This is a genomic window from Pantoea sp. X-Soil-ISGK-355 (assembly GCF_059730805.1).
Window position 1 is genome coordinate 135013 of record NZ_AP035972.1, and the last position, 13723, is coordinate 148735.

The window sequence follows — 13723 nt, forward strand, 5'->3', positions numbered from 1 at the left end:
GGCGGGTTTTTTTTGAGGCAAAAATGACGACCTACAACACCCGTAATCCGCTGGGCTCTTCCGCAGCTAAAGATTTGTATGACAACGCACAAAACCTCGATCATTTTGTTAATGATTTAGATCAGGTGGAATGGGCCGACCGATTTGGCGTGTTGCGTAAAACCTGGTGGGGAATGGAAACCGATTTCCAGAACCAGATGGAAGACCAGGAACACCGATTTGTTGTCCAGCTCGATAGTCAGGCCGACCGGTTCAACATTTTTATTCAGAACTCTGGATATTCAGTTGTCGGTGACTATGAGGATGGACCGCTCACAATTGATGAGTACAACCAGATCATCCGGTATCAGGGCGAGTTTTATAAACTGACCGCTGCAACTAATATTCCTTGGACGACTACGGGCAATAATGCGGCATCCTGGGTAGCTGACTCAGCGCATTTGGTAGCTGTAGGGGACGCAGCCTTACGTCAGGAAATCACCAGCAATGATGGTTTGAAGATGATCGGCCAGTGTCCTGATATTGGAACACTGCGCGCTACAGAGCCGGAGCATGATGGACAGAGAGTTTTTGTTCGCGAGTATGGCATTGGTACAGGCCACGGCGGGGGAACGTTCGTCTACTGGGAAGGGGATACAACGTCTGCAGACGATGGCGGTTACATCATAGTGACTAAAGGGGGCAAGCGCTGGCGCCGCGATTGCACCCCTGAGATGCTCAATGTAACGCATTATGGCGCGGTAATGGATGGCGTAACGGACGATATGCCTGCTGTGATACGCATGTATTACGGCACGGTGGCTTTAAATAGCGGTAATCCTGTTGGTGTGCGTCTGCCGGCAGGAGATATCGCGCTTAGCTCGACGTTTGATCTGTCAGGTGCGGCTGAGCAATCACTTTTCCGATTTCGTGGTCCCGATGTTGAATACGGTGCTATTCCGCTAACCCGCGTTCATTTTGTTGATGCTCAATCAACAACGCCCATTTTTCAGGTCAACGCGCGCCGAATGGAACTTAGTGGTCTGCATTTCATCGGCGCTGGCACAATCACACCGTTTTATAAAAATTTCTGCCCCGCTGGTCAGTATATCCGCGTTAAATCTGTACGCTGCAACGGTAACGGCGGTTTGGTTTTTGATGTTCAGGACACTATTGATACTAAATTTGATCAGATCTATTGCTCTGGTGTATCGGGTGGTTTTTTGCGGGCGGGTTGGTCCAATACTGTTAAAGGTGGGTGGGATCATTCTACTGCTATCGAAATTACTAACAGTAATTTTTCAAGTAACACCACTGTTGATGTGCTGCAATTAATCCGGTGTGGCCAAAGCCTGATGTATAACGTGTGGTTTTCTAATAACGAATACACCTACGATATTTCGCAGGGTGGCTGGCTTTTAAATACCGTCATTGTGGAAAACTCTACTTACCCAGCAAAAACAAAATGGGCAAAAACCATTGAAGTGAACTGCCGCTATGCGCAGGGTGCAACAATCGATAATACGTTATCTGGTTATACCTCAGACATGGATAATGGAAAAAGTATCCCTTCGTGGGTTACTAATGCAATGGATCAGGGGCGAACCATTATTGGAGTAACTGGCTCATCAATGCAATCTGGCCTGGCGGCACTTTTCAGTTATTCCGATACCGTTCTACAAAATTCTAATAATGCTGAGACTTGGTTTTATGTTGGCCGCATAACATTGCCCAGGTTAGGTGATACTGCGATAGTGCGCTTTCAGGGTGCAGCAGGCTGGGATACAACAGCAACGCCTGTCACGCGGCCAGGGGCCACAAATTTTGGCGGAGGCGAGGCCCGTTTATACGTTGAGATGAAGAAGCCTAACGACGCTAGCACCGGCACGGTCGAGGCCCACTGGCATGGCGAGGGCGGAACGCCCATAAAAGAGATCAGGATCGTTCACAGCTGGCAGACCATTCACATTTATGTTCGGGTTGCGCAGTATGCGCGCACAACAGGTGTATTCATAGAAACAAACAGCATTCCGCGCATGAATTCTGGTGCGCCGTTCTATTTCGTTCCGTCAAACTCGCAGTTATCCAATATTGATGAAATCGTCAATAACGTGGTTGTTCCAAGACGTTGGGCGGTGAATTCTGGCTCTTATGACGGTAATGGTTTTGGTATGGATTTAGATGCAGGAAACTTATTGCTGCAATCATCCAATCTGAAGTCAGTAAATGCTACCGAATGGATCCCGATTTTTATCAATGGCGAGCCGCGCTACATACAGTATCAGGAGTTTAATGATGCTATCCGATTCCCTCGTTATACGTATGCTGAATTACCAGACCCGGCTAAAACAACTTATGGGATGTGTTTCTGTACCGATACTACACGCACGCCAAAAATGCAGATGCTCTATGCGTCCAATGACGGATTATGGTATCCGGTTAACAATCCTTCAGAAAAATGGAAACCTATTTAATGACCTTTACCGCTAAATTTATACCTGACGAATCTATTGTTAATGGAGTTGCTGTGCCCGATGCTCGCGGATATTACAACGTTGAGTTTGCATTTCTTGATGTTGTGGAAATTATCGAAACGGAGCCGCAGCAGGTTGTATGCTGCTTCTCACTTACGATTGATGGAACGATACTGAATTATAGATTTCGTTACGCCTATTCCTTTGACGGCGGCAATGCTAATGCAGAGGCGGCTGAATCTGCACTCCAGGCTTATCTTCAGAGAATGTACGACAGCACGGTTATTGAGATAGATGAATAACCATATAGCGCATGCTAACAAGCGATTAGATATAGCCATTTATTTTCAATGAATTACAGCTATTGAACGGTGTTGTCGATCAATCTCATAAAATTGATCGGTATAATCAGTTAGAATCACTTTAAGGCAGGGTATATTTTAATCACAGCCAATGGAGGTCTTATTAAATGAAAAGGAAGACGACATGGATGTTAATGTTTATTGGTTGTGTGATAGCGTGGGTTGTAATAATAGTAATAACACTAGTGATGTTAGAAATAATTAAATATTATTGGGTTTATTTTTGACTTGCCAACACCAGCCCGGCGAATGCCGGGTTTTTTACATATGTGTTGTTTTTAATGAAATGCGTTTCTTAAATATTATGATCGAGCTATTAGCATTTAATAAAAAATAAGATTGCGCTCAGCGCAGTAAATATAAGATGACTTTACGAAAATGCTTACAACGCAGGTTGCAAGTTTATCGGTGAAGCTGCCTGGCACCTGGCGACTATTGGGGAACCAGTAAATCAGGAAACTATAGGCAGCATCATAGTAACGCTTGCACATCGACGTCAAGAACTGGCCGCTACCATTGCAGTGGCAGTTCTTAATAGTATATAAAGCCAACAACGCGGACAGCTTTAAAGTATATCTTAAGAGGCTAACCAGATGTCTGATTTGTATTAGAAGCGAAAATTAAGAGTTTAAATAAATACTTTTGGCTGTTTACTAATAAAAAGACTCAGGCTGGTTAAGCTAGCTTGATGAGAATGGGACGTGATTAGCATCTAATTTTTATACCTTTAAAGCTATATTTCATTAAATTTTAATTTTCATTTTTGGCAAAATTTATTAAAATTTAAACTCAAGTTGAAATCTCTTTTAGTCTATTTTCTAATTTTATTTTATCTATTCCACTTCGGCGTCTGGAACTGATTTGACTATTAGAATCAAAGCAGCTGATCAACTTGTTCAATTGTTCAGAGGTAAACGAGTTAAGCAAGCTTTCATTAAGAATAAGATCAAAACGGTTATCTGCATCATCATAGGTCGAAGAATTTTCGGCATATGAAATCGATATATTTTGCAGTATCTCACGGCAATCCACATCATGAAAAACCTCAGAAATAAAGAGGTGTTCTGCAAGTGTAAATCTTTTAATTATGTTATTGTCTAATTCATTTTTTAAGAAAACAAAGTAATCATCAGGCGTTTTGAATAAAAACATGCTGGCAATTTTAAGGCCATAAAAAACATCATCCTCAGCTTCCTTATCGCGACATGCTCTTAAACGGTCACGCATTTCTTCTGAAAAATTTTCATAGATTTCCCTATTTAAGGAAAGAAAGTGGAAAAGAAAAGTAAGAGTATTTGTTTTGAAAGATACGTTCTCAAAAAAATCTCTTTCTTCTTTCATTTTTAGGATGAGAGAAGGCGTTTTTTTAACTTCTTTGTAAAGGTGAAGGCATGCAGTTCGATTCATCCTTCGATATTTTACGGCGTCTTCGTCATTTAATCTGAAGCTAAATTTATAGAAATCCTTGAATATCTGATAAGTCGCTGGTCGAGTTAGTCTTTGGCAGTACTTAATTATTAGTGGTTTTATGTTCCTTAATTCAGAGTAAAATTCACTGTCTTCTTTTAAAGTGTCTCTCAATATAGGGAAAACATCTTTTCCATAGTAATTATTACGTATTAAAAAATCATCAAGGGCGTTTAATATCATGCTTTTTACAGAATCCCTATTCGGAGTGTATAAGGCATTGTCTTCTGATAATACTGGATGGGCACATAAATGCCTTTTTTTCTGTATGTCTCTAATGTTAGATATTTCACCAATCCCAATAAATTTTTTATTAGTATAGAAGCCTTCGAAAAGATCAAGTTCCCATTCTGATGATTTGCTATTTTCCTGCTGTAGCTTTTCAATGGCAGCTAATTTTTTTTGCGCCCAAATATCGCCTGTAAGTTCAAAAAGTTTTTGCGTTTTGTAAACTGCATCGCAAACTAAAACTGACCAAAGAGATACTACAGCCGCTCGATAATTGCCATTGATATAGCAGCTATAGACTTCACTAAAATAATTACGAGTAGCACTGGATTCGATATACTCAGTCTTTTCCTCTATGCCCATGCTGCGATCAGTGTTCATTTTCTCATCCTAAATTATCCGCAAAGTTCAATAGTAAAAAACATTTAAATGGTTTTCATTATTTAAAAAATTAAATATTTTCAGTAAACCTATGTTGGCACGCTTTTTATCGGTACTGATTTCGATGAAGATTAATGCTTCGATAAAAACTTACCCATGCACATAACAGGCAGGGATAGACTCTATACCATGCCATTCAAACTTCAGGCTGGAGACATAATTTGAGACTAATCATACCGTTCCTCATTTGCCAATAAAGGGATTAGAAAAAACGCCTCATAAAATCGCTAACCAGCAAATCTTCATAAGAATCGTAGCGATGTTCTAGTACAGGAATATCCTCATTTTGCAATGATTTAGCGAAATCCTTATAACGGCTGTGGCATGCACTGAACCATTTTTCCCTGTCGATATCCCCACAGAAAAATGCTGGTACTTGTCCCATTCTGACCGCAGACTCGTGGTTAAATCGCGAACGTTCTGCCGGATAATTAAAATAAATTATACAGTCAGGTTTTCTGTTACTTCTCATATAAGATTCATGTAACTGGTTATGAAGCCCTGTTTGACTTTCACTCAATAGTGATACGTCATTAAGTAGACAACTGAGCATAAAATCTTCCGTAAAAGATCTTTCAATAATTACATTGAATCCGCAATTTAGCCAAGACTTTATAAGAATATCCCGCTGGGCCATCATATAAACTATAAATGAAAAAAAGTTAGAATCTGCTTCTCTGAGGCCGTAAGGATGCTGCCTATGGCGGAAGCTACTTTCATCTATGAGAATCGTAAAACTATCTTGCTGAAACAGTCTTGCTCCCAGCCTGTTCATAAATGCTGACTTACCAAGATTATAGTTTCCGGACACAGTGATTAATAAAGGTTCGTTACCTCTGTTATGCTTCACAGAAGGAATGTTCCAAGGATTAGTCGTCAAGTAATGCAAACTTTCTGTAGTGGTTATGCTGACCATAACATTTTCTCCTCTCGGAAGCTGGCTTCGATGTCAATAGGTATTCAAGCTGATTACGGGCGATACGACTATAGTAAGAGGATAAGACCTTTTACGAAGAAGAAAGAAAGCCTCGTCTCCTGCTTCAATGAACCGTATCACCGAATGAAATGGAATATGCTGTACGGTTTCTTCTGATTTAATTACTATGAATCCCGCATTGGCAGATTTTAGAATTGCCTTTTCGACTTTTCCACACTTGAACGAAACGCCGACTTCAGAGTTGATATATTTTGCAAGAATGTTTTCCATTTAAACCTCACATTGACTGCTTTATTAGAAGGGAACCATAAATTAGAATTAAGATAAATATAAAATTTTTAAGCTTACGGTGGTTAATAAATGGTGTAACCAATTTTTTTGAAAAAAGATAAGCAGGCGCAGCAATGAGGGAATACATTACCGGTGTAATACTGACCCCATGCGTTGAATAAAACATAAGCTGTATTATGCCTAGTGAAAGATATCCTCCTGCTATGAACCGTCGGGCCTCGTCGCTACGCTCATAACGCGCTGTACCCGTCAGTGAAAGAAGAGAGCCACCAAGACTTGAAATAGAATGAATTATGCCAATAGCTGCGTTAGTGAACCATGGGCGCATGTTAAGCGCATTAAGAAAACGCTCTCTAACTGCCGGTAGGAAGCCTATAGCACCTGTAATCAATAGTATTATACCTGCGGTCAGCTTGCTAAAACTTACCCCTATTATCATATTAAGATAAAAAAGAAATGCTATATAGATAAATCCTATGCTTAAATAAGAAATTAAATCTGGTCGATTGTATTTCTTTCGTTCCGCGAATACCTGAAAGATATTTATAATAAGTGAACCGGGCAGGCAAATAGAGAGAGCATGATCAAATGAATAGCCACTCAAGATAAGCGTGGGCAGTCCTATCATGATAAGACCAACTCCAACCACCGATTGACACAATGCACAGAGTATTATCACTGTGCTCAAATAAAGCGTCTCATGGCTCAGCATCGGTGATTGACCCTCTGAAGTAACCAGGTGTCGTCTGTTTTGACAAAGTGCGTTACGGAGCAGTTATCTACTTGAGTACAAAAGGTGTCTGAGCCGCAGTGAAGCCGCAGAATGGTTTTAATGACACCTCCGTGGGTGAAGATCATAACCCGATCATGCCTGGCGAGTACTCCGGCTAACGCAGATTTTATGCCTGCTTTGAATCCAAGATATTCGTCGCTTACCTTTCCGCTAGCTTCCGGATAAAAATCCTCTGGAAGATGAAGACCTCCGCGCACATGGAAAGATGCCTCACGGAAATTTCTGTCAAACAGTACATTTGTGAATAATTCGGGGGATAATGCCAGTCGACACGTTTCAACCGCTCTGTTAAGTGTACTGCTTATTAAGTGGAAACTTGCTACGTCTGTGTAAGCGGGAAGTGCATTATAAAGCTGTCCGGCTTCACATATTCCTTTGCCTGTAAGATGACTATCTCTGTTTTGTGTAGTACCCGCTTGCCATTCAGAATGGCCATGCCTTATTAGGATAAGTTCTTTTTTCATATGGTTTGCGCATTCCTATTAAAGAAGAATTCCATTACTTCCTGGCTTTCTCTTTCTGCATCTTCAGCAGAAGCTGACAAATGGAGGCCATTGGTCGTAGGGGTATACCAGTCGCACTGACTAAGGTATGACCGAATCCCTAAACCGTCTTTTCCAGACTGCACAGGACTACCTTGAAAATGAAGCTTGATATCTGACCATGGCCGATTTCCTTTTTTACTGAGCAGGAAAAGGTGGACAGAGGAATCGCTTTCTATGAAAGCTTTTCTTTGATATGGACAGAATGGGTTAACTACACGAAGCTCCCCTCTCTGCAGATAGTATTGGTCCTCACCAAGCCGGCAAGCTGGATTTTGTGGAGAAATCCATTCACTGAATAGCTGCTCAGCAGTAATTTCAGGTCTGGACGTTAGGTATGTGTATGCACCAATATAGCTGTGTTCAAAACTGCGTCGTGCATTGGCAAGCAATTGGGAATAAACACGATCAAAAAGTTCAGCTTTACTCTTCGAACCTAACACTAGGCATTCATCATTAATTGAGAGCCCGAAAACAGTAAGATATTCTTTGATTAATGGGGCAAATTTTTTACGATCCGATTGAGTAAATTCCGGTTTATAAAACATTACGGCAGTATTAGACATGATCCCCTCCAGGACGCAACCGTGAATCTCTCCGGGATATTTCGTTCAATGTAAGCAGGCTGATACAAGCCGCTAGAAACAGTACTGAAAGAGAGGGGGTGAGTTTACCTAAGTAAAGCGGAAAGAGCGGACCAAGTGTTGCCCCAAGACTACCTGACACAAGATAGCCTGCTTTTACTAGATCAAAATCGGCCCGCATAAAATGCCTGACGAAAAATCCAAAGATGACTCCTTCCATCATGCCCAGAATAAAAACAATAGATGTGGATGCGGGAAGCGATGAGTTCGAAAAGACAGAGAGTTGAAACCAGAGCGCAGCGACAATAAATAGCAGAAAGAAGGTTGCATTCACTTTTCCAGAGGAAATTAGTGCGTTTGTAAAAAGGATTCCCGCCCCGTTGACCAGCATCATCCAAGATAGCGGACTACCTGTAGGATGATTTGATGAATAGGTAAACAAAAAACTGTTATAAATGAATGTAAAAAGAAAGAACGGAATCGCTACCATGCCAATCTTTGTAAGTACACTCAGTGATGGTTTCATGATTGGCGAAGCGCCTAGATGGCCACTTTTAACTGATAACATGACTCGTCGGTTAAACATTATCAGGCATGCAATTAGCATTAGGGAAGGTAAGTTATAAGCTAGAGCATGCGGTATTGGGAGAGAGGCGAGGCTGTTTGAAAAAGCAAAACCCAAGGCGTAAACTAATCCCCACATGCACATGATGAGTTCAGTCTTATCATGAGGTGAATTGCGTGTCAGTGCCACAGGATAAAAATTCATTATAAAAGCAAAAACGAAACCTTCCAACATTCGTTGCAGTAGCATGATGCTATATACGTCACGGAAGAATAGGCTCAGGCCGTAAGCTATGGCCTGAAATAACAGAACTGCAATATGTAAACCTGAGAATTTATTTCTTATGCTTGGGAATGAGAGCATTAAGAATCCGAATGTAAGGCCGCATAAATTTGACAACGAGAATAGAAACGCAATTTCATGCGTGGGGTACCCATACGTGAGATGAAGATAATTACTAAGGGACTGATATTTCGCCCCGTTCAATACCGCAAGAATTCCGGTTAAAAAAATCGCTGCAAGCACGTAATACCCCACATTTTATTTTAGTATTTTCCCAGCAACTTCATGCCGCGCTGGTATTTGATGTCATAAATAACGTGCGTATTAAAGCGCGTTATCAGCGAATCTCTGAGGGCTTCGATGACCTGAACAACACGGGGATCGCTTTTGATTTCGTCAGAAATTCTTGGATAAAGTGACAACTCGACTTCACGGAAACTTTTCCAGTTTTCAGGGGATTCTGCATTACCGTCAGAACGGAAATCAAAAACAGATGAACGGTCAATGGAACAGCGTAGGACGTCGTAACCGTCAATGAGAACGTAAAACGTAGTACGGTGGCCCTTTAGTACCATTGCGGGACTCAGATCATCGGCAGAAATCCCGGTTGCTAAGGCCAAGAATGTTCCAGGCTGGTCAACATCCCTACGAGTAATCAGCTTTTTTACAATGCTGACTGCATCTTTGCTGATAGGGTCACTCTGGATAGTGGCCTTTTCGTTTCCTTCGAATACGTGCCTGCGGTCGAGACGATTTCCAGTCGCGTCTTCTGGCATTTTGAACGCACAAAAAGCATGAGTGAGCTTACTGCAGGAAGTCCTGAGCAGTGCACCAGTAGGGAGAACATCATACCCGGGAGTATCGTAATATACGGCAGTATTTAGAGGGGGATTTGCTCTTACCCAGTCACGTTCTTTAAATTCGACACTAGGGAACTGGGATTGAAGTTCCATAGGTACTTCGTCAAGCCATTTATAATATTTTTCATCATCAATATGGTCCGCAAATACTTTTACTGCCAACTGACGAAAGATATTATATTCACCATGTTTTTCATGAACCGAACCTTCGGTATCTACAACGAGACTCATAATTTTTCCTTAGATTTTATCCAATGTGTAAGAAAGAAGAGTGTGCAACTCATCCGGTGTATACATCGGAACACTGGATTCTGTTCCTTCGCGGGGATAAAATGTGTTATATGTGTGCGTGTAATTTCTTTTCCGTGGCCCCCTTACCAAAAATGAAATAATGGGCTCGTCCCCTTCAGGGAATACAATGCGGTGTATGGATTCATTTTTCATGGTGTAGATATTTCCGCGTGTGACTACTTTTTCTTGAATCTGATCTAGATATACATCTTCTTCAAAAAAACAGTCGTGTATATTTCCCGTAGCGGAAGGAAGATACTTATATTTCTGAAAGCGGACTTTTGTAACCGATTTTACAGGATTTTCGCGAAATATTTCGTGGGTCTGCTTTCCACATAATACATAGGAAGAGAAACTAAACCGATGGTCATGTATAAGTTCTTGGGAAATTTCAGTCTCGGTAAATGGAGGCTTCCAAATATGAAGTGTTAACCTACAGTTATCTTGATTTGCGTCGTTAATTAGCACTACTTTGGAAAAGTGATTTACATGCTTATAAGAATTAGAAGCTACTTCAGCCAAATAATCTGGATCAGAAAGAATCTCTTTGAGCAGAGCGGGGAGTAGTTCTTCATCTTTAATGAATTTGAGGAATTCCGATGAATGTTGAAAAAAACTCTCTTCGTCTTGCCGATAATTATTCAGTGGTGAGAAGCGGCTCTTGATTTCCTGTGTTGCTGGTAACGATAATTTTGTTGCTTGCATAATGAATCCTTAAAATACCGATAAAAGCGGCATTGAATTTGGCGGTTGGCTTGGCACAAAGAAGATAAGTGCACGGCCAATTAGATCAGCAAGTCTTTACTATTACATCTGGGGTGCGTTTTGTTTATATAACTTCAGAAGGATAACATGCAACAATCAGAATGTTTCATAAGGTTTCAAATGTTTATGTTTTGTAAATTAAATTTGATAAGGTATTGATTACATTCATAAAAAATAAGTTAAATTAATGTAATTCTATGTCAAGGTCAATTGGCGCTTATTTTTATGCGTAAATTATGTTTATGTGTAACAGCTTCAGCACTTTTTGTTCTTTTTTTAATGCATAAGGGAAGCTTAACTTAGGCTAAGGCTATTTTTAGTTAGCACACTAATGTTATTTTTGCGCAAAAAAAGTTAATTTCTCAGCTTAAACTTTTGTCAATTGAGCAATAGCTAATTAAATAATCGATTATAAATTGAAAATTTTTTACTGTGACCTAAGTCTGTTTTTGTTTGCTGAGTACTTTATCTGATGTGAAAAGTTACTAAAGAAAACAGGCGATGTAATAAGGCATATCTGTTATAAGAATAAGCTTGATTGCAAAAGGAGTAAGCGATGCGTACACAGAAAAGATGTCTTGGTTATGTAGCTATAGTTGTCGACGATTATGATAGGGCGATTGAATATTATACTGACAAGCTTGGATTTGCCCTTATAGAGGACACTCCACAACCGGGAAAACGTTGGGTAGTGGTGTCACCCGCACCTGGAAGTGACTGCAATTTGCTTCTTGCACGGGCTTCAAATGAGCGACAATCTGGCTTTATCGGCGACCAAGCAGGAGGCCGAGTATTTCTTTTCCTACAGACGGATGACTTTTGGCGCGATTTTACTGCTATGAAAGAGAAGGGGGTTACCTTCTGTGAAGAACCTAGGGAAGAGGAATACGGTACTGTTGTTGTTTTTGAGGATCTTTATGGTAACCGATGGGATCTCTTTCAGAATGCTCATTGACGGTTCGAATGAGAAGGTTCCGAAGACCTGATTTCTTTTCATTACAGCCGCAATGACTGACATTGTGACCTTTTAAGGAGACGGCAATCCGCGTTTAAGACTAACGATTGTCGTCTTTACAGAATCGCTATTTTAGGTCTCATACTTGCAAAGCATGCCATGCGCTTCTAACCACACAGGATGTTCTGCTTGAATGCCTAGTTTCTACTTTTGATAATTCCTTGTACAGCAGTGTAATCAAGCGCTTGTAACGCTAAGTTCTCGCCTGTCGCTCGAAGATGACGAGGTTATAAATGAATCACATCCACTCGGGCAGGCTACGTATTGCGGAATTTGAGATCAGTCACGCGCACTGTTACCCATCAAATTAATACTCCCATTCTGACATAGGCTTTACAATTTTATGAGTCACTCTGGCTTGCTCAAAACCCCTGGCAGATAACACCGTTTATACATACAGATCTTTCAAAGGGAGTTTTATCATGCCACGTTATTACTAGATTAAGGATGCTTTTTGCAGTGCTATCAAGCGAGAGCCATCTGGTCGCTATGTAGTCACCACACAAGATTTTGTCCGGCACCTAAAGCAGGTTAATTGGCACTTCAGCCTGCGTGAGGCCAACCACTGGATAAAGGCACATACGTGTACCTTCCGGGATGTCTCTACTCAAGAAGGCGAGGCTACAGCTTACGCACAATTCAACCCTAACGGGGGAATCTGAATGAGTTTTCAATCTCCAGCCACCTACTATATCGAGCAACACCTCAACCTAAATAGTATCTTCATGCTTAATCCGGTAAACATGATCCACCTTGATACAACTGAAGAGTTTGTGCTGGTAGACCCCTTACTCAATAAGAAGCTTGGAGACATCGATGCATCTCGACTTACAATCCAAAGGTCAACGCTCAGGATGGTGAGAGAATCGACTGAGAAGGGATGGAAGGAATTGTAGTGCTGGGTAAAGTCAGGTCCACAATCGTGCCGGCATACGAACCGTTAAGCCCTGTAATATAAATTTGATAGCTCCCACTATAGATTTTAAAAGTGTACATAGACGTGTACATAATAAAAAACAGTTACTAAATCTCACTACAAAACCCTCTAATTACCAAGCGTGTGGACACAGTACTGTTATAGTTGCGCTTTATATGGGAGGAACCATGAGCGAACTGATTAATATTTTTACAAGTCATAAAAGTGAACGCAGTTTCACTGAGCAACCTGTCGATGAAGCGGTGCTGGATCGTATTATCAGTACTGCATACCACGCACCGACATCAGTAAACTCACAGCAGGTTTCTGTGGTGATCACGCGTGATGCCGGACGTCGCGCAGAGATCGCCGCCATCGCGGGCGGTCAGCCGTGGATTGCCAAAGCACCCGTCTTCATCACTTTCGTGCTGGACATGCATAAATCGGCGGTGGGAATGGCCGCTGTCGATCAGCAGCAGATTGCCCATCAGAGCATTGAGAGCATCGTGTCGGGTTCTACCGATATTGGTATTGCCCTGGGCTCAGTCATGGCCGCTGCGCGTGCAGAAGGTCTGGGCATTGTGCCGATTGGCGGAATCCGTCGCGATCCACAGGCGATGATTTCACTGCTGGAGCTGCCGCCGCTGACCTTCCCGGTTGCGGGTGTGGTCATCGGTCACGTGGACGAGCCTGCTCATCAGAAACCGCGTCTGCCTCTGGCTACTTTCCGCCATGATGAGACCTATCAGACGCAGGGGCTGGAGCAGCAGATTGCAGCTTACAACGATGAAATGGTTCAGCACTGGAAAAACATCGGTCGTCACGACGGTGAGAGCTGGAGCGAAAGCGTCAGCGGTTACTATAAAAATATCTACTTCCCGGCTGTATTGCCCGCACTGCTGAAACAGGGTTTCGGCACGGATAAATAATT

At 41.7% G+C, this 13723-nt stretch carries 12 protein-coding genes; 4 read left to right on the forward strand and 8 right to left on the reverse strand.

Annotation, left to right across the window (positions count from 1 at the left end):
* The first annotated feature begins 23 nt into the window (after positions 1 to 23).
* Both AC6I8J_RS19345 and AC6I8J_RS19350 read left to right on the forward strand, forming a co-directional pair.
* Entirely contained in the window at positions 24 to 2453 is a 2430-nt protein-coding gene (locus tag AC6I8J_RS19345; RefSeq protein WP_497825716.1) for a putative phage tail protein, read from the forward strand.
* The gene (locus tag AC6I8J_RS19350) at positions 2453 to 2755 is read left to right on the forward strand and encodes a hypothetical protein (RefSeq protein WP_222925582.1); all 303 of its coding nucleotides are present in this window, start codon (positions 2453 to 2455) and stop codon (positions 2753 to 2755) included. Before AC6I8J_RS19345 ends, AC6I8J_RS19350 begins: the two co-directional genes overlap by 1 nt.
* A gap of 849 nt (positions 2756 to 3604) precedes the next feature.
* Here the strand turns inward: AC6I8J_RS19350 and AC6I8J_RS19355 are convergent.
* The 8 genes from AC6I8J_RS19355 to AC6I8J_RS19390 all read right to left on the reverse strand — a co-directional run bounded on the left by AC6I8J_RS19355 (position 3605) and on the right by AC6I8J_RS19390 (position 10801).
* Entirely contained in the window at positions 3605 to 4891 is a 1287-nt protein-coding gene (locus tag AC6I8J_RS19355; RefSeq protein ID WP_222925581.1) for a hypothetical protein, read from the reverse strand.
* Positions 4892 to 5153: 262 nt separating this feature from the next.
* Complete coding sequence (locus AC6I8J_RS19360) at positions 5154 to 5867, reverse strand: nucleoside/nucleotide kinase family protein (RefSeq protein ID WP_222925580.1); 714 nt, start codon at positions 5865 to 5867, stop codon at positions 5154 to 5156.
* Between the two features lie 298 nt (positions 5868 to 6165).
* The gene (locus tag AC6I8J_RS19365; RefSeq protein WP_287061126.1) at positions 6166 to 6807 is read right to left on the reverse strand and encodes a hypothetical protein; all 642 of its coding nucleotides are present in this window, start codon (positions 6805 to 6807) and stop codon (positions 6166 to 6168) included.
* Between the two features lie 77 nt (positions 6808 to 6884).
* Positions 6885 to 7436: a histidine phosphatase family protein gene (locus tag AC6I8J_RS19370; protein WP_222925578.1), complete on the reverse strand. Its 552-nt coding sequence runs from the start codon at positions 7434 to 7436 to the stop codon at positions 6885 to 6887.
* Positions 7433 to 8080 carry a hypothetical protein gene (locus AC6I8J_RS19375; RefSeq protein ID WP_222925577.1) on the reverse strand — a complete coding sequence of 216 codons (648 nt, stop codon included), beginning with the start codon at positions 8078 to 8080 and terminating at the stop codon, positions 7433 to 7435. Before AC6I8J_RS19375 ends, AC6I8J_RS19370 begins: the two co-directional genes overlap by 4 nt.
* Positions 8073 to 9188: a hypothetical protein gene (locus AC6I8J_RS19380; protein WP_222925576.1), complete on the reverse strand. Its 1116-nt coding sequence runs from the start codon at positions 9186 to 9188 to the stop codon at positions 8073 to 8075. The genes AC6I8J_RS19375 and AC6I8J_RS19380 overlap by 8 nt, the downstream gene beginning before the upstream one ends.
* 20 nt (positions 9189 to 9208) lie before the next feature.
* Complete coding sequence (locus AC6I8J_RS19385; RefSeq protein ID WP_222925575.1) at positions 9209 to 10036, reverse strand: hypothetical protein; 828 nt, start codon at positions 10034 to 10036, stop codon at positions 9209 to 9211.
* Between the two features lie 9 nt (positions 10037 to 10045).
* The gene (locus AC6I8J_RS19390; protein WP_222925574.1) at positions 10046 to 10801 is read right to left on the reverse strand and encodes a hypothetical protein; all 756 of its coding nucleotides are present in this window, start codon (positions 10799 to 10801) and stop codon (positions 10046 to 10048) included.
* Between the two features lie 616 nt (positions 10802 to 11417).
* Here AC6I8J_RS19390 and AC6I8J_RS19395 point away from each other — a divergent pair.
* Together AC6I8J_RS19395 and AC6I8J_RS19400 are read left to right on the forward strand one after the other, a co-directional pair.
* A complete protein-coding gene (locus tag AC6I8J_RS19395) occupies positions 11418 to 11816 on the forward strand; it encodes a VOC family protein (RefSeq protein ID WP_222925573.1) in 399 nt (132 codons plus the stop codon).
* A gap of 1164 nt (positions 11817 to 12980) precedes the next feature.
* Entirely contained in the window at positions 12981 to 13721 is a 741-nt protein-coding gene (locus tag AC6I8J_RS19400) for a nitroreductase family protein (protein ID WP_161735734.1), read from the forward strand.
* The last annotated feature ends 2 nt before the right edge of the window (positions 13722 to 13723 follow it).

Bases quoted from the DNA above. Each gene is read 5' to 3' on its own strand.
- AC6I8J_RS19345 (WP_497825716.1), top strand. From the start codon at position 24: ATGACGACCTACAACACCCGTAATCCGCTGGGCTCTTCCGCAGCTAAA.
- AC6I8J_RS19350 (WP_222925582.1), top strand. From the start codon at position 2,453: ATGACCTTTACCGCTAAATTTATACCTGACGAATCTATTGTTAATGGA.
- AC6I8J_RS19355 (WP_222925581.1), bottom strand. From the start codon at position 4,891: ATGAACACTGATCGCAGCATGGGCATAGAGGAAAAGACTGAGTATATC.
- AC6I8J_RS19360 (WP_222925580.1), bottom strand. From the start codon at position 5,867: ATGGTCAGCATAACCACTACAGAAAGTTTGCATTACTTGACGACTAAT.
- AC6I8J_RS19365 (WP_287061126.1), bottom strand. From the start codon at position 6,807: ATGATAGGACTGCCCACGCTTATCTTGAGTGGCTATTCATTTGATCAT.
- AC6I8J_RS19370 (WP_222925578.1), bottom strand. From the start codon at position 7,436: ATGAAAAAAGAACTTATCCTAATAAGGCATGGCCATTCTGAATGGCAA.
- AC6I8J_RS19375 (WP_222925577.1), bottom strand. From the start codon at position 8,080: ATGTCTAATACTGCCGTAATGTTTTATAAACCGGAATTTACTCAATCG.
- AC6I8J_RS19385 (WP_222925575.1), bottom strand. From the start codon at position 10,036: ATGAGTCTCGTTGTAGATACCGAAGGTTCGGTTCATGAAAAACATGGT.
- AC6I8J_RS19390 (WP_222925574.1), bottom strand. From the start codon at position 10,801: ATGCAAGCAACAAAATTATCGTTACCAGCAACACAGGAAATCAAGAGC.
- AC6I8J_RS19395 (WP_222925573.1), top strand. From the start codon at position 11,418: ATGCGTACACAGAAAAGATGTCTTGGTTATGTAGCTATAGTTGTCGAC.
- AC6I8J_RS19400 (WP_161735734.1), top strand. From the start codon at position 12,981: ATGAGCGAACTGATTAATATTTTTACAAGTCATAAAAGTGAACGCAGT.